Annotated in this window: 11 protein-coding genes and 1 tRNA gene; 2 read left to right on the top strand and 10 right to left on the bottom strand. The window is 55.4% G+C overall.

Annotated elements, in window-relative coordinates; translation table 11 throughout:
• Positions 1-464: 464 nt before the first annotated feature.
• The 9 genes from dppF to ABLV75_RS23325 form a co-directional block, all read right to left on the bottom strand.
• The gene (dppF, locus tag ABLV75_RS23365; protein ID WP_004106735.1) at positions 465-1,478 is read right to left on the bottom strand and encodes a dipeptide ABC transporter ATP-binding subunit DppF; all 1,014 of its coding nucleotides are present in this window, start codon (positions 1,476-1,478) and stop codon (positions 465-467) included.
• Positions 1,475-2,458, bottom strand: a complete 984-nt coding sequence (gene dppD, locus ABLV75_RS23360; protein WP_004106737.1) for a dipeptide ABC transporter ATP-binding protein — start codon at positions 2,456-2,458, stop codon at positions 1,475-1,477. Before dppD ends, dppF begins: the two co-directional genes overlap by 4 nt.
• 10 nt (positions 2,459-2,468) lie before the next feature.
• On the bottom strand, positions 2,469-3,371 hold the full coding sequence (gene dppC, locus ABLV75_RS23355) for a dipeptide ABC transporter permease DppC (protein WP_004106740.1): 903 nt from the start codon (positions 3,369-3,371) through the stop codon (positions 2,469-2,471).
• Between the two features lie 9 nt (positions 3,372-3,380).
• A complete protein-coding gene (gene dppB, locus ABLV75_RS23350) occupies positions 3,381-4,400 on the bottom strand; it encodes a dipeptide ABC transporter permease DppB (protein WP_004106742.1) in 1,020 nt (339 codons plus the stop codon).
• 107 nt (positions 4,401-4,507) lie between these two features.
• Positions 4,508-6,115 (bottom strand): dipeptide ABC transporter periplasmic-binding protein DppA, encoded by a 1,608-nt coding sequence (dppA, locus tag ABLV75_RS23345; RefSeq protein ID WP_004106744.1) that lies wholly within the window; start codon positions 6,113-6,115, stop codon positions 4,508-4,510.
• 888 nt (positions 6,116-7,003) lie between these two features.
• Positions 7,004-7,080: transfer RNA gene (locus tag ABLV75_RS23340), tRNA-Pro, on the bottom strand.
• An 89-nt stretch (positions 7,081-7,169) separates the two neighbouring features.
• Positions 7,170-8,858 carry a kdo(2)-lipid A phosphoethanolamine 7''-transferase gene (gene eptB / locus ABLV75_RS23335; protein WP_004106745.1) on the bottom strand — a complete coding sequence of 563 codons (1,689 nt, stop codon included), beginning with the start codon at positions 8,856-8,858 and terminating at the stop codon, positions 7,170-7,172.
• Between the two features lie 241 nt (positions 8,859-9,099).
• Positions 9,100-10,302 carry an MFS transporter gene (locus ABLV75_RS23330; protein ID WP_017145261.1) on the bottom strand — a complete coding sequence of 401 codons (1,203 nt, stop codon included), beginning with the start codon at positions 10,300-10,302 and terminating at the stop codon, positions 9,100-9,102.
• Positions 10,303-10,541: 239 nt separating this feature from the next.
• A complete protein-coding gene (locus ABLV75_RS23325) occupies positions 10,542-11,186 on the bottom strand; it encodes a hypothetical protein (protein ID WP_004106749.1) in 645 nt (214 codons plus the stop codon).
• Positions 11,187-11,345: 159 nt separating this feature from the next.
• Here ABLV75_RS23325 and tag point away from each other — a divergent pair, with 159 nt between their 5' ends.
• Together tag and ABLV75_RS23315 are read left to right on the top strand one after the other, a co-directional pair.
• Positions 11,346-11,927 (top strand): DNA-3-methyladenine glycosylase I, encoded by a 582-nt coding sequence (gene tag, locus ABLV75_RS23320; protein WP_004116312.1) that lies wholly within the window; start codon positions 11,346-11,348, stop codon positions 11,925-11,927.
• On the top strand, positions 11,905-12,351 hold the full coding sequence (locus ABLV75_RS23315) for an N-acetyltransferase (protein ID WP_004116315.1): 447 nt from the start codon (positions 11,905-11,907) through the stop codon (positions 12,349-12,351). The genes tag and ABLV75_RS23315 overlap by 23 nt, the downstream gene beginning before the upstream one ends.
• Here ABLV75_RS23315 and ABLV75_RS23310 read toward each other — a convergent pair.
• A complete protein-coding gene (locus ABLV75_RS23310) occupies positions 12,314-14,644 on the bottom strand; it encodes a molybdopterin guanine dinucleotide-containing S/N-oxide reductase (RefSeq protein ID WP_004116318.1) in 2,331 nt (776 codons plus the stop codon). The genes ABLV75_RS23315 and ABLV75_RS23310 overlap by 38 nt on opposite strands.
• Positions 14,645-14,687: the final 43 nt, after the last annotated feature.

Here is a 14,687-nt window from a genome sequence, read left to right as displayed (position 1 = left end):
ATCAATCCCCCCGCAACCTGCCGGGCTATCAGCAGACCGTAGTTTTTTATGCCGTTTAACTTTTAAAAACCGTGTAATACGCGCCGACTGAATGCGAAAGAGAAAACATTTTAATATTTTTTAATGTCTTTAGTAATCACCTGCCACGCTTAATTAAAATAATAAATAACACCGCGGCGCAAAATAAATAGCTCAGGATGTTAGCCAAAAACCAGGAATATAAAGCGTTGACCGAACAACAAGGAACAACTTCATGAATCACCTTTGCTGCTTACCCGCTCCAACCAAAGAAAGAACGAAGATAAAACAAAATATTTTCATGTAGTTATCTCGAACTCCCGCAATAACTATTGTACTGGCGTAGGGTGCCAGCATTGTTCGTTGTAGGTTTGTTCCAACAGCGCTGAGTCCGGGATAAAAAAAGCCGAAGCACAGGCTTCGGCTTTGATTATCGGTTACCTGGATCAGCTCAGCGGCTTCTCGCCGTTTTGATCCTGGTCGACCGCAAAGCAGGCCACCAGTTGGCCGCTGTAGTCTTTCAGCTGCGGTTGAAGCTGGGTACATGGGCCAAAACGGCGGCGACAGCGGGCGTTAAACGCGCATCCCGGCGGCGGATTCAGTGGGCTCGGCAGCTCGCCGGTGAGCTTGATACGCTCGCGGCGGTCATCCGGATTCAGACGCGGCGTGGCTGACAGTAGCGCCTGAGTGTACGGATGCTGCGGGTTATTGAAGATTTGATCCTTCGTCCCTTTCTCCACGCAGCGGCCCAGATACATCACCATGACTTCATCAGCGATATGCTCCACGACCGACAAATCGTGAGAGATGAAGACGTAAGAAAGCCCCATATCCTGCTGTAAATCCATCATCAGGTTCAGCACCTGCGCGCGCACCGAAACGTCCAGCGCGGAGACCGGTTCATCGGCGATCACCACGTCCGGGTCAAGCATCAGACCGCGGGCAATGGCGATACGCTGACGCTGGCCGCCGGAGAACATATGCGGATAACGGTCGTAATGTTCGGTTTTCAGACCCACTTTCGCCATCATCGCCAGCGCCTTCTCCCGGCGCTGCTCTTTGCTCAAGCTGGTGTTGATCTGCAGCGGCTCCTCGAGAATCTGCCCCACCTTTTTACGCGGGTTAAGCGAACCGTAGGGATTCTGGAACACAATCTGGATTTTCTGCCGGCGCAGCTTCTGCGCCTGCGGATCGTGCTTCAACAGGTCCTGTCCCTGGTAGTAAAGCTCGCCGCCGGTGGGAATTTCAATCATCGTCAGCAGACGACCGAGCGTCGACTTGCCGCAGCCAGACTCCCCCACCACCGCCAGCGTTTTACCGCGTTCAAGGGTAAACGAAACGCCGTCCAGCGCTTTGACCAGGCGTTCCGGCGCAAACAGCCCCTTCTTCACCGGGTAGTATTTTTTCAGATCGGTGGCCAGCAACAGAGGCTGTTGCGTGGTGGCCTCATGCGTACTCATAGCCCAGGCCTCCCGGCATCATCAAGTGGGTAATGACATTTCGACTGGCGACCGCCGTTAAGCAGGTTCAGCTCAGGTTCTTCACTGCGGCATTTGTCTGTCGCATAGGGGCAGCGCGGATTGAGCAAACAGCCGTTCGGACGGTCGTATTTACCCGGCACCACGCCCGGCAGCGAGGCAAGGCGCGCTTTATCCTGAGCGAACTCCGGCAGCGCGCGCAGCAGCGCCTGCGTATAGGGGTGGCGAGGCGCGCGGAAGATATCCTGCGCGTCGCCGGTTTCCACCACCTGCCCCGCGTACATGACGATGATTTTGTGCGCCGCTTCGGCCACCAGCGCCAGATCGTGGGTGATCAGAATCAGCGCCATATTCTCTTTTTGCTGCAGCTCCAGCAGCAGCTCAATGATCTGCGCCTGGATAGTCACATCCAGCGCCGTCGTGGGTTCATCGGCAATCAGCAGCTTTGGCCGACAGGCGATGGCCATCGCAATCATCACGCGCTGGCTCATACCGCCGGAAAGCTGATGCGGATAGACATCAAGACGCGAAGCCGGGTCGGGGATACCGACCAGCGTCAGCAGGTCAATAGCCCGCTGCACGCGGGTTTTCTTGTTGCCGCCCTGGTGCTCCTTAATGGCTTCCATAATCTGGTAGCCGACGGTATAGCACGGATTCAGGCTGGTCATCGGGTCCTGGAAGATCATCGCCACTTCCGCGCCCACCAGCTGGCGGCGCTCTTTTTCGGAAATGCGCTTCAGGTCGCGACCGTTAAACTCCAGCTTTTCAGCCATCACCCGGCCGGGATAGTCAATCAGCCCCATAATCGCCAAAGAGCTAACCGATTTACCCGAACCGGACTCGCCGACGATACCAACCACTTCGCCCTGATTTACGCTGTAGCTCACGCGATCTACGGCGCGGAACGGCGTCCCTTCGTCGCCGAAGTGCACCGAGAGTTTATCTACATTTAATAACGCCATCTCGAACCTCTTACTGCTTCAGTTTGGGATCGAGCGCGTCACGCAGACCGTCACCCATCAGGTTAAATGCCAGCACCGTCAGCAGGATAGCGACACCGGGAAAGGTGACGACCCACCAGGCGCTCTGCGCGAACTGCAACACGTCGGAGAGCATCGTGCCCCACTCCGGTGTCGGCGGCTGCGCACCCATGCCAAGGAAGCCAAGAGCGGCCATATCGAGAATGGCGTTAGAGAAGCCCAGAGACGCCTGAACAATCAGCGGCGCAAGGCAGTTAGGAAGAATGTTGATGAACATCTGACGCATCGCGCCGGCCCCCGCCACGCGGGAAGCGGTGACGTAATCGCGGTTCACCTCTACCAGCACCGCCGCGCGGGTCAGACGCACGTAGTGCGGCAGGGCGACAAAGGTCAGCGCTATAGAGGCATTGACGATCGACGGGCCGAAGATGGCCACCAGCACCAGCGCCAGCAGCAGACTTGGCAGGGCCAGCATAATGTCGACAACGCGCATAATGACCGAGTCAATCACGCCGCCAAAATAGCCCGCGACAAGACCGAGCACCACACCGAGGATCAGCGATAGCACAACGACCAGACAGCCTACCAGCAGCGACAGGCGCGCGCCGTACATCAGGCGCGACAGGATATCGCGGCCAACGTCATCGGTGCCGAGCAGGTGGGACATGCTGCCGCCCTCCTGCCAGAACGGCGGAGCCAGCAGCGCATCGCGGAACTGATCCGCCGGATTGTAAGGCGCGAGGAAGTTGGCGAAGACGGCGATGATGATCATCACCGCGACATAGGCCAGCCCCACGACGGCGCCTTTATTACGTTTAAAATAGTGCCAGAACTCCTGCAACGGGGTCATTGGCACCGGCGCGGCGACAACTTTATTTTCAGTAACTTGTGACATGATGGCCCCTTACTTCTTATGCCGGATACGCGGGTTCACCACGCCGTACAATAGGTCGACCAGCAGGTTGACGAGAATAATCATCGTCGCCACCAGCAGCACCCCGCCCTGCACCACCGGATAGTCGCGGCGCTGCAGCGCATCAATCAGCCAGCGGCCAAGGCCCGGCCAGGAGAAGATGGTTTCGGTCAGGATAGCCCCCGCCAGCAGCGTACCGACCTGCAGGCCGATAACCGTGACCACCGGCAGCATCGCGTTACGTAAAGCATGCACGATGATTACCCGCATCCGCGTCAGGCCTTTCGCGCGCGCGGTACGGATATAATCCTCACCCAGCACTTCCAGCATCGACGAACGGGTCATACGCACGATCACCGCCAGGGGAATCGTCCCCAGCACCACCGCGGGCAGGATCATATGCATTACCGCATCAATAAAGTCGCCCGGCTCGCCCCAAATCGCGGTATCGATCAGCATAAATCCGGTCAACGGCAGGGTATCGTCAAGGAAGACGGTATCGCTGATACGCCCGGAAACCGGCGTCAGATTGAGCTGCACCGACACCAGCATGATTAGCATCATGCCCCACCAGAAGATGGGCATAGAGTAGCCGGTCAGCGCGAGGCCAACGGAGGTGTGGTCGAAGATAGAGCCGCGCTTAACCGCCGCCAGCACGCCCACCGGGATACCGACAATGACGGCAAAAATCATCGCGCAGACGCCCAGCTCCATCGTGGCTTTAAAGCGCGGTACGAACTCTTCCCAGACGGGAATACGGCTTTTCAGCGAGATGCCCAAATCACCGTGCATCACGCCCCAAATATAGTTGACGTACTGCTGCCACATCGGTTTATCAAGGCCCATCTCGGCCAGCAGCTGCGCGTGACGTTCAGGGGAAATACCACGTTCGCCCGCCATAATCATCACCGGGTCGCCGGGAATCATATGAACGAAGGCAAAAGTGAGAAGGGTAATACCGATAAATGTCGGGATGACAAGTCCCAAACGTCGGAGAATGAACTGCAACATAACCCGGATTCTCTCTAGTGACGACCCGCCTGGTGACAGGACGTCTGTATTGCTCACAAATGTCAATTCCCTCTCCCCAAGGCGGGGAGAGGGGAAACACGCTGTTATTATTCGATAGAGACGTTATCGAAGTGGTGTTTACCTAATGGATCGACCACGTAGCCTTTGACCTCTTTACGCACCGGCTCATAGACGGTGGAGTGAGCGACGATCAGCGCCGGCGCCTGGTCGTGCATCACAACCTGAGCCTGTTTGTACAGCTCAATACGCTTGTTGTGGTCGTCGGTAGCGCGAGCCGGTTGAATCAAGTCTTCAAACGGCTTGTAGCACCAGCGGGAGTAGTTAGAACCGTCTTTTGCCGCGGCGCAGCTAAACAGGGTCGCGAAGAAGTTATCCGGATCCCCGTTGTCGCCGGTCCAGCCCATCATTACGGTCTGGTGCTCGCCCGCTTTCGCGCGTTTGAGGTATTCACCCCACTCGAAGGTCACGATCTTGGCCTGGACGCCAACTTTAGCCCAGTCGGCCTGAATCATCTCAGCCATACGGCGCGCGTTCGGGTTATACGGACGCTGTACCGGCATCGCCCACAGGTCGATGGTAAAGCCTTTTTCCAGTCCTGCCTCTTTCAGCAGCGCTTTCGCTTTTTCTGGATCGTAGGTGTAGTCTTTAATGTCGTCGTTATAGCCCCACATGGTCGGCGGGATCAGGTTCTTCGCGGCCTGGCCGGCGCCCTGATAAACGGCTTTGATAATCGCTTCTTTGTTTACCGCGTAGGTCAGCGCCTGACGAACTTTGACATCATCCAGCGGCTTCTTCTCGGTGTTGAAAGAGAGGTAGCCGACGTTCAGACCCGGCTGTTCCAGCAGGGTGATATTTTTGTCTTCCTTCATGCGCGCGATGTCTGCCGGGTTCGGGTACGGCATGATCTGGCATTCATTTTTCTGCAGCTTAGCGTAGCGCACGGAAGCATCAGGGGTGATGGAGAAGACCAGGCGATCGATTTTCGGCTTAGTGCCCCAGTAACCCGGGAAGGCTTTATAGAGAATACGGGAGTCTTTTTGATACTGCAGCAGCTGGAACGGACCGGTACCGATTGGGTTGAGGTCCACTTTCTCCGGCGTACCGGCTTTCAGCATGTTATCGGCATACTCTTTTGACAGAATAGAGGCGAAGTCCATAGCGAGGTCGGCAAGGAACGGCGATTCCGGACGGGTCAGCACGAACTGGACGGTATTATCGTCCACTTTCTTCACTTCGCTAATCAGGTCTGGTAATCCCATGCCTTCAAAGTATTCATAGCTGCCGCCAGACACTTTGTGGTACGGGCTATTGGTATTTTTTTGTCTGTCGAATGAGAAAACGACGTCATCGGCGTTCAGCGTGCGGGTCGGTTTAAAATCTTTGTTATCCTGCCACTTCACGTCTTTACGCAGATGGAAAGTATAGGTTTTTCCGTCTTCACTAACTTCCCATATCTCCGCCAGGCCCGGAATAACTTCCGTGGTGCCGGTTTTGAATTCTACCAGGCGGTTATAAATTGGCACTGAGCTGGCGTCATAGGTGGTACCAGAGGTGAAGAGCTGTGGGTTAAAGCCTTCCGGCGAACCTTCTGAACAATAAACCAGGGTCTTCGCTTGTACGCTTGCTGCGACGGTCATGGCAACCAGGCTCAGACCAAGCTTCAGCATCCCTGATTTCTTCAAGGAAATACTCATTATTCTGCTCCAAATGTGATGTTGTTTGCATATATCCGCCAGACCTTTATTTATTTTTATTCGTCATATTTCGAACTACGGATGCGTTGGCTGCGCTCGATCGCTCCAGTCACATAGCCATCTATGCTCCTGGGGATTCTCAAGCTTGCCGCCTTCCCGCAGCTCGAACTATTTAGAATATACCCGGTCCGGTCGGTGGTGCCCGAAAGCGTTGAGAGAGATGGGGATTCCTTTCGCAAAAACGACTGAGTTGCAGTACGGATTCTCCATGAAATGCCCCTCATGCCCTACAATCTGTCAACAGAATGGGGAAACGTCAATACAGCCAACCTGGTTTTACATCCGGGGTGAGAATCGGCAGGCAAAGATTAAAAAAAGTGCAATGCGCTATTTCCAGCAGAGAAATTTATGCTAGCGGCCAATAGACAGAATAAAGCCCTTTATATTTTTCAACAGGCAGTCATAAGCAATTCCAGGAAATGGTAAAAATTTCTTGCGATGTGACCAATATGTGAGCGATAAATAGCGTGAACGTTAAAACGCACAGCGGAAAATGCTGAAGTTATCCATAAGCTTCGCGAAAAAAGATCGGAGCATATATAAAAAAATACAATGGAAGATGTCACAAAACAGGGAATTGGCGGCAGGAAATGAGGATGGATGCGTTTTTTCACACTCTTAGCAGGCAGCGCCTTTTCCCGGAGGCGATGCTGCGCATCTGTCCGGGCTACCTGCCCGCAAACAATGCTGAACCTGTAGCCCGGGCAAGGCGCTTTGCGCCGCCCCCGGGAGCGGTGTGCGATGCGGCTAATTTCCCGGAGGCGATGCTGCATATCAGTAAAAGCTACAGATGCAAAAAAGCCTGCTCGTTGAGCAGGCTTTTGAATTTGGTCGGTGATAGAGGATTCGAACCTCCGACCCCTTCGTCCCGAACGAAGTGCGCTACCAGGCTGCGCCAATCACCGAATGCGGGCGCATCTTACTGCTGCGATACACACCCGTCAATGCCTTATTATGAAAAAGTCGCTCAAGCGGCGAGAAACTCGCCACTCCGCTACGGCTTTTTCGCCGCAGCGTCAGGAACGTGGCACCAGTTGTTATATTGGTTAATCCCGCCGTCCGGCGAAGTATAGCCAAGACAGCCCATAATGGTGTCATACAGCTCTACGTGGCGGCGCGGCACCTTCATGGCTGCCTGCTGCTTCAGGCGACCAAAAGAGGCGGCATGATCGGGAGACGCCAGATACTTATCCGACATCCATACCATCATCGGCACGCGGAACTGCTCCGGCGGCGCCATCTTGCGAGGCGTACCGTGTAGGTGCTCGCGCTCATTAATGGACTCGCCGTGGTCGGCGGCATAGAAAACAATCGCTTTCTTATCCCGCAGCTGATCCAGCACGCTGACAATAAAGTGATCGACATAGGTCACGCTGTTATCATACGAGTTAATCAGCTCAGCCTTCGAACACTTATTATCGACGCCAACGCACTCCGGCTGCCACTGCGCAAAACTGCGCGGATAGCGCTGGGTATAGTTAAAGTGCGACCCTTTGGTATGCAGAATAATCAGATGCTTACCATTGGGATTCTTCGCCAGACCGCGCTTCATTTCGTCCACCAGCAGCATATCGTCAACGCTCTTGCCGCGGTTACTCGGCTCCGCGCCAATCTGCTCGCGATAGGCGATATTGTTCGCCATCGTGTTGCTGTAGAACCACATCTCGCTCTGCATGGCATACAGGTCGCCGGTAAAGCCAAGCTGATGCAGAACGGCAAAAACGTTCTGCTCTTTCAGCGTCCGCTGCGGATTATCATCCGCCCCGCCCTGACGGACGAACATACAGCGCAGGGACAGCTTAGTCGCGGTATCGCAGGAGTATCCGCGAAAAGCGACCAGGTTTTTCTCCTGCGCCAGCTTAGGCGTGGTATTACGGCTATAGCCCAGAATCCCCATATGATCCCAGCGGGTGGTTTCGCCGATGATAAACACCACGTAGGTATCGTCGAGCCCTTCGGGCGCCACGTAGGTAAATTTTTTCGCCGGATTAATCAGGGATTTAGTATCCGATGACTCATCAACCTGCGCCCACGCGTACAGCCCCAGCGCCGAAAGCCAGTTTGACGGCAGGTAGGAGTTAGCCACTACGCCGCCGTAGCTTGGCAGATCGACCTCTGAGCTCCGCTCGAAGTTCTTCTGACGGACCTCCAGCAAACGGATTGGCCCCCAGACCATCAATCCCGCCAGCAATACGATCGTAATATTCTTCATCCGCTGGCCAGGGGTACGAATTTGCCGCAGCAGCGTGAAGCGGCAGCGGTTGCTCCAGATAAGCAGCAGCGGCAGCGCGCTCATCAGCACCAGCCAGAGGATCAGGTGCCAGCCGATCACCTCTCTGGATAAGTCGATGTCGGTGGTCATCACCGAGGCGATAATCCCGTAGCCGATCACCACGTTCAGGAAGGTCATGTAATAGCTGGCGGCAGCGGAGAATAGAACGACGATAGTCGCGAGGATACGCCAGACCCGGCGTCCGAACAGCGACAAAATACGCAGCAGAAAGAAGGTGACCAGGAAAGTCCCGACCAGTTCCACTGCCCCTGAGAGTCCTTTCCAGATGGTAAATTCCTGAGCGTACCCTTCGAAGCGGCGGAAGAGTACGGCAGCGTTCATAAACCAGCCGATGTACAGCGCCAGCCAGATACTAAGCTTCAGCTGCGTCATCGTTTTAATGTATTTCATGCAAAAAACCTGGAAAACGAAGAGATAAAACCGCCCGACTTAAGCAATATAAGTAAGCAGGTTAATAAAGTGCGTTTAGCTTGGTTATAAGAAACCTCTACAATGCGCGCTAAGTAGACCACAGCGGAAGGGAAAAGTATCAGGAGGGAATGTGATCCAACCAAACATTTACAAAACATTTGGTTGGATTGGCACTATTAGCTTAGGTGATTAATCATCGAGACCACGATAACGCCCGGCTTCAGGCATGCGCTTCGTGATAAATCTCACTTTTCGGCTGGCGGATGGTGGTCGATAGCGCCAGGGAGAGAATCAGCAGCGCAAAGATGACGCAGAAGGTCACGTAGAAACCGCCGAACAGGGACGCAATCAGGGAACCGCAAATGCTGCCGATACCAAAGCCGAGATAAATCACGCCGTAATTTTTCGCCAGGTTATTGAGACCAAAGAATTCGCTGACCAGCGACGGGAAGACGGTAATCGTACCGCCGAAGTTAAAGGCCACGCAGGCAATGGCGGCGAAGAAAGTGGTGGCGTTCAGCGGAGCGAACAGCAGCGCCGCCATACCGATAAGCGAAACAACCTGCCCGATGGTAATCACTCGAATACGGGACATTTTATCAGACAGGATCCCCAGCACCAGGCGACCGCTAAGGTTAGCGATAGAGATCACCGTGACCGCGTTAGCTGCCGTCGCCACATCAAGGTGCACCATCCCCTGGGCAATATCTTTCGCCACGCCAATCACGTACAGGCCGCTCATGCAGGCGGTCAGGAACATTACCGCCAGCATCCAGTACTGTGGTTTACGCATCGATTCGGCAAGGGTGAAGTCGTTTTCGACGACGCCGTTGTTGGCGGTAGCGGTATGGTTCGGTGCGTCTTTCATCAGCGTCGCGCCGAACACAATCATCACCAGCACGATAGCGCCCCAGATAATAAAGGTTTTCTCAAGGCCGACCGTCGCCAGCAGATGGGAATCAATAAATTTAAAGCCCAGGCTGCCAAGCCCATAAGAACCGATGGAAAAGGCGGAGATCAGCCCCTTACGTTCCGGGAACCATTTGACGCAGTTTGACAGCGTGAGCAGATAGCCGGCGCCATCCGCCAGCCCCACCAGCAGGCCCGCGCTCAGCCACAGCATCATCAGGCTGTTTGAATGAGCGGTAAGGAAGAAACCGAGGCCCAGCAGAACGCCTGACGCCATGGTGACGCGTTTGACGCCAAAACGTTCCTGTAATTTACCCGCCACGGATGAGGAGAGCGCCAGACCAAGGCTTAGCAGGCCAAATGAGAACGCCACCTGGCTTACCGGTTCGTCCAGCTTGGCGGAAAGGGAACTATTGAACAAACTCCATGTATAAACCGATCCCAGCGCAAATTGCGTAATGATAGTGCCGAGCAGCGTGAGCCAGCGGGTGTATTGACGGTTTGCAGCGTTCATAGCAGTTGTCCTGAATAATTAACTGCCGCCACCATAACGAAGTCCCCTGTAAGCCTGGGGAAAAAAGGCATGAGCTGCCGCTACTGCGGAATGAAATGCATAAAAGACGGAATGAATGACATTGCAAAACATTCACGCCTTAAATATTTACTGCAAAGTTAGTGTCCACTATCGCTGCAAGATGCGTCACTGCTGTAACTAATACGTTAATAAATTAAATAAAACATGATACAAATAAATTAAAAATTGGCGCTCACGCCCATTAAATAGAGATAGTTTTCCCCGGAGGTCACATTATCCGCCTGCGATAGCGCCGCCCAGGCGGCTATATGGGGGTTAAGCGACATATCCGCGCCAAAGGTCACGTCCCGCCAGGCGCCATCCTGCGCGCGATTCGGCCCGCCAGAATCCGTCGTTAATCCCTGGTTATAGCTCACCTGCGCCCACGGATGTACGCCCCATAATTTCTGGTAATCGACCCGCCAGCCCAGCGTATTCACATAGCCGGCTCCGGCGGCATTTCGGCTAAGCAGCGGCGAAGTCAAATCGGTATGTAAACTGGCTACCGGACCGGACGTCATGCCCTCGAGCAGAGAGAAATTCCAGCCGACGCTCATCCCGCGGGCGCTATCTGCCGGGGAGACTGCCTTATTAAATGCCAGTCCTGAAGGATCGTCGGCCGCATTTATCCGCTCCGCGAGAATATCTTCATAGCGCGGTTGGTGATCGCTGTCCCATGTATAGCGTTCCGCTGTATTACTTTTTGTATCGATAGCGATATATTCCTGTTGCCAGGCATTCGCACCGGCAACACACGACGCCCAGACGGATACGCACGCCGGGACCAGGAATCCCCGGAGGCCATTGCATTTCTTTATTATCATTAATGCGACTCCAAAAAGAGCCGAAACGGCAAAGTTGCTGTGTTTTTTTATGGGGTGCCCTATTCCTGCTGTGGGAATAATAACCCTGTATTAACTATTATCTTTATCTTTCAGCCGTCAAGTTGAACGACTGATTTTTATGACAAAAGGGAGAGGCAGATGCAACGTTGCGGATGGGTCAGTCAGGATCCTTTATACATTGAGTATCACGATAGCGAGTGGGGCGTTGCGGAAAAGAATCCTCGTAAGCTGTTTGAGATGATTTGCCTTGAGGGCCAGCAGGCCGGACTATCGTGGATCACCGTGCTGAAAAAGCGTGAAAACTACCGCAACGCTTTTCACCAGTTTGACCCGGTTCGCGTCGCCGCTATGGGTGAAGAAGATATTGAACGTCTGCTTCTCGACGCCGGTATTATTCGCCACCGCGGTAAAATCCAGGCCATCATCGGCAACGCTCGCGCCTTCCTGGCAATGGAAGAAAATGGCGAACCTTTCGCAGATTTCGTCTGGTCGTTCGTCGACAATCAACCGCAGGTGACGACCGCCGCCACGCTGGCGGAGATCCCGACAACCACCCCCGCTTCTGACGCGCTATCGAAAGCGCTGAAAAAACGCGGCTTTAAGTTTGTCGGCTCCACTATCTGCTACTCCTTTATGCAGGCCTGCGGTCTGGTCAATGACCACGTCACCGGCTGTTTCTGTCGCACAGGAGGCCAGGATGATTCGTCACTGGGACGCTAGCGAAACCGGCCCGCTGCTTGAGCTGTGGCTGGAAAGTACGATCCACGCGCACCCGTTTATCGCCGAAAGCTACTGGCATGATAGCCTGGCGATAGTGCGCGACGTTTATCTGCCCGCCGCCCAAACCTGGGTCTGGGAACAGGATGGCATGCTGAAGGGCTTTATCAGCGTAATGGAATCCCGCTTCATCGGCGCGCTGTTCGTTGCGCCGGACGCCGTCAGACAGGGTATCGGCAGCGCGCTAATCGGCGAAGTCAAAAAACACTACGGCTGGCTCAGCCTCGAGGTATATCAGAAAAACGTTCAGGCGGTAAATTTCTACCATGCGCAAGGCTTCCGCATTGAAGACTGCGCATGGCAGGATGAAACCCAGCATCCAACCTGGATTATGCATTGGTCGGCGGATCAAATGCCGTCAGCGTAAGCTCGGGTCCGGTATATTTTTCCAGCCAGGCCAGCGCCGTATTTCCGGCGCAGCCGTTGCCCAGTCGCGAGGTGGGAATATCTTTGGTAAGCACGTTTACCGCACCGTTTTTGCAGATACCCGCCTGAGCGTCGAGATCCGGCCACGCCCCTTCATGCAGGCAAATAACCCCCGGACGGATACCGTCGGTTACCACTGCGCCGGCCAGCACCTGACCGCGTGAATTCCATACCCGCACCAGATCGCCATCGGCAATATTGCGCGCCTGCGCATCCTGCGGATGAAGGGTTAACGGTTCACGGCCCGCCACAGCGTACCGTTCACGCAGCGACGTCTGGTTGAGCTGGCTATGAAGGCGATGCGCCGGATGTGCGGAAAGCACCTGAAGCTGGCCTGCCTGCGCATTGCCGTGCCACTCGTCCGGCTCCAGCCACATAGGATGCGGCGGGCAATCCGCATAAGCAAACCCGGCGATGGTCGGCGAGTGAATTTCAATTTTTCCGCTGGCGGTTTTCAGCGGATTCGCCAGCGGATCGGCCCTGAAGGCGGCAAAGCGGGCGAAACGCGCGTTTTCAGGATTTTCCGGCATTTCAATCAACTGATTGTCCTGCCAGAACTGGGCGAACGGCGGCAGGGAAACCTGCTGCGCCGCCCCGCGCTGGGCGGCAATCTGGTAAAACGTCTCCAGCCACTGCAGATCGTTTTTACCCTCAGTGAAGCGCTCCCGCCCGCCCGCTTCCCAGCGCTCGCTGAGATCGGCGAAAACCTCGAAATCATCGCGCGCTTCATCGCGCGGCGCGACCACCCGTTTCATCGGCACCAGATGCTGGTTACTGTAATCGCCGGTCATCGTCATATCGTTGCGTTCAAATGAGGTTGTCGCAGGCAGGACGATATCGGCATGGCGCGCCGCCGCGGTCCAGAAGCATTCGGAAATCACCACCAGCTCCGGCTTTTGCCAGGCGCGGATCAGGCGATTGGTATCCTGATGATGGGTAAAGTTGGCGCCGCCCGCCCACCAGATAAAGCGGATATCCGGGAAGCGGCGTTCCATACCGTTATGTTGATAAGACGCCCCGGGGTTTTCCAGCGCTTCAACGATGCGCGCGACCGGGATTTTTTCCACTGCATCGGTACCGCCCGCCACGCTGCCCTGCATTGAGGCCAGCACCGCCGCGCGGCGCGTAGGGTTGCCGCCGTTGGCAAAGTGATAGGAGAGGCCAAAGCCTCCGCCCTCGGTGCCAATCTGGCCGAGCATGGCGGCAAGGGTCACCAGCATCCAGTGCTTTTGTTCGCCAAACTGCTGGCGCTGCATTCCCCAGCCGGACATTAACATGGTGGTGTTTTCGTGGAAAAGTTGTGCCAGTTCGCGAATTTTCTCCGCGCTAATGCCGCAGATCGCCGCCGCCCATTCCGCCGTTTTGGCCGTTCCGTCGCTCTCCCCGGTCAGATAGCGAGCGAAAACGTCATAGCCGCTGGTGCAGCGGGCCAAAAACGCGTCATCCTGCCAGCCGTTTTCCACCAGCGTATGGGCGATACCGAGCATCAGCGCCACGTCGGTGCCCATATGCGGGGCGATCCACTCCGCCGCGTCGCCAAAGAATTCCGCCGTTTCCGATCGCATTGGATCGATGCAGATCACCCGCTTCCCGCTCTGACGCAGACGATCGAACCACGGGATGCCCTGCTCATCGGAAGCGTTCCAGGCAATTTTTAGCGTATTTAATGGGTTAGCGCTCCACAGCACCACCACATCGCTATGTTCCAGCACCATTGGCCAGCTGGTCTGCTGCTGATAAACCTCATTACCGCCAACCACGTACGGCATGATCGCCTGCGCCGCGCCGGTGGAATAATCGCCCAGATGCCCGGTATAACCGCCCGCCAGGCTCATATAGCGCTGGAGCAGCGTCGCCGCTTTGTGCAGCACGCCGTTAGAACGCCAGCCGTAGGAACCCGCGAAGATGGCGCTCGGGCCATAGCTGTCGCGAATGCGTCGATGCTGAGCGTGAATCAGATCCAGCGCCTGCTCCCAGCTCACCCGCACAAACTCGTCCTGCCCGCGCACGCCTTGTGGGCTTTCTGGCGAGGCGAGGAAGCCCTTACGCACCATCGGGTAACGTACCCGAGTTTTGCTGTGCACCTGATCGCGCACGGCAGTTTGCAGGGAGTTGGCGAAAGGCGTATCAAGCGCTCCGCGCGACGAGATGACGTTTTCACCATCGGTTTCGACCAGTATGGGTCCCCAGTGGGCGGCGGTCAGAATAGTTTTGGTGGCAGATGAGGTTGGCAAAACGGACTCCTGGTCAGCGATAGCAGGTGTAGTGACGACAAGT

Origin of the sequence: Klebsiella sp. CN_Kp066 (assembly GCF_040065135.1) — a bacterium.
In the GTDB taxonomy this organism is placed as follows: domain Bacteria; phylum Pseudomonadota; class Gammaproteobacteria; order Enterobacterales; family Enterobacteriaceae; genus Klebsiella; species Klebsiella oxytoca.
This window is presented reverse-complemented; position numbering and strand designations above follow the sequence as displayed.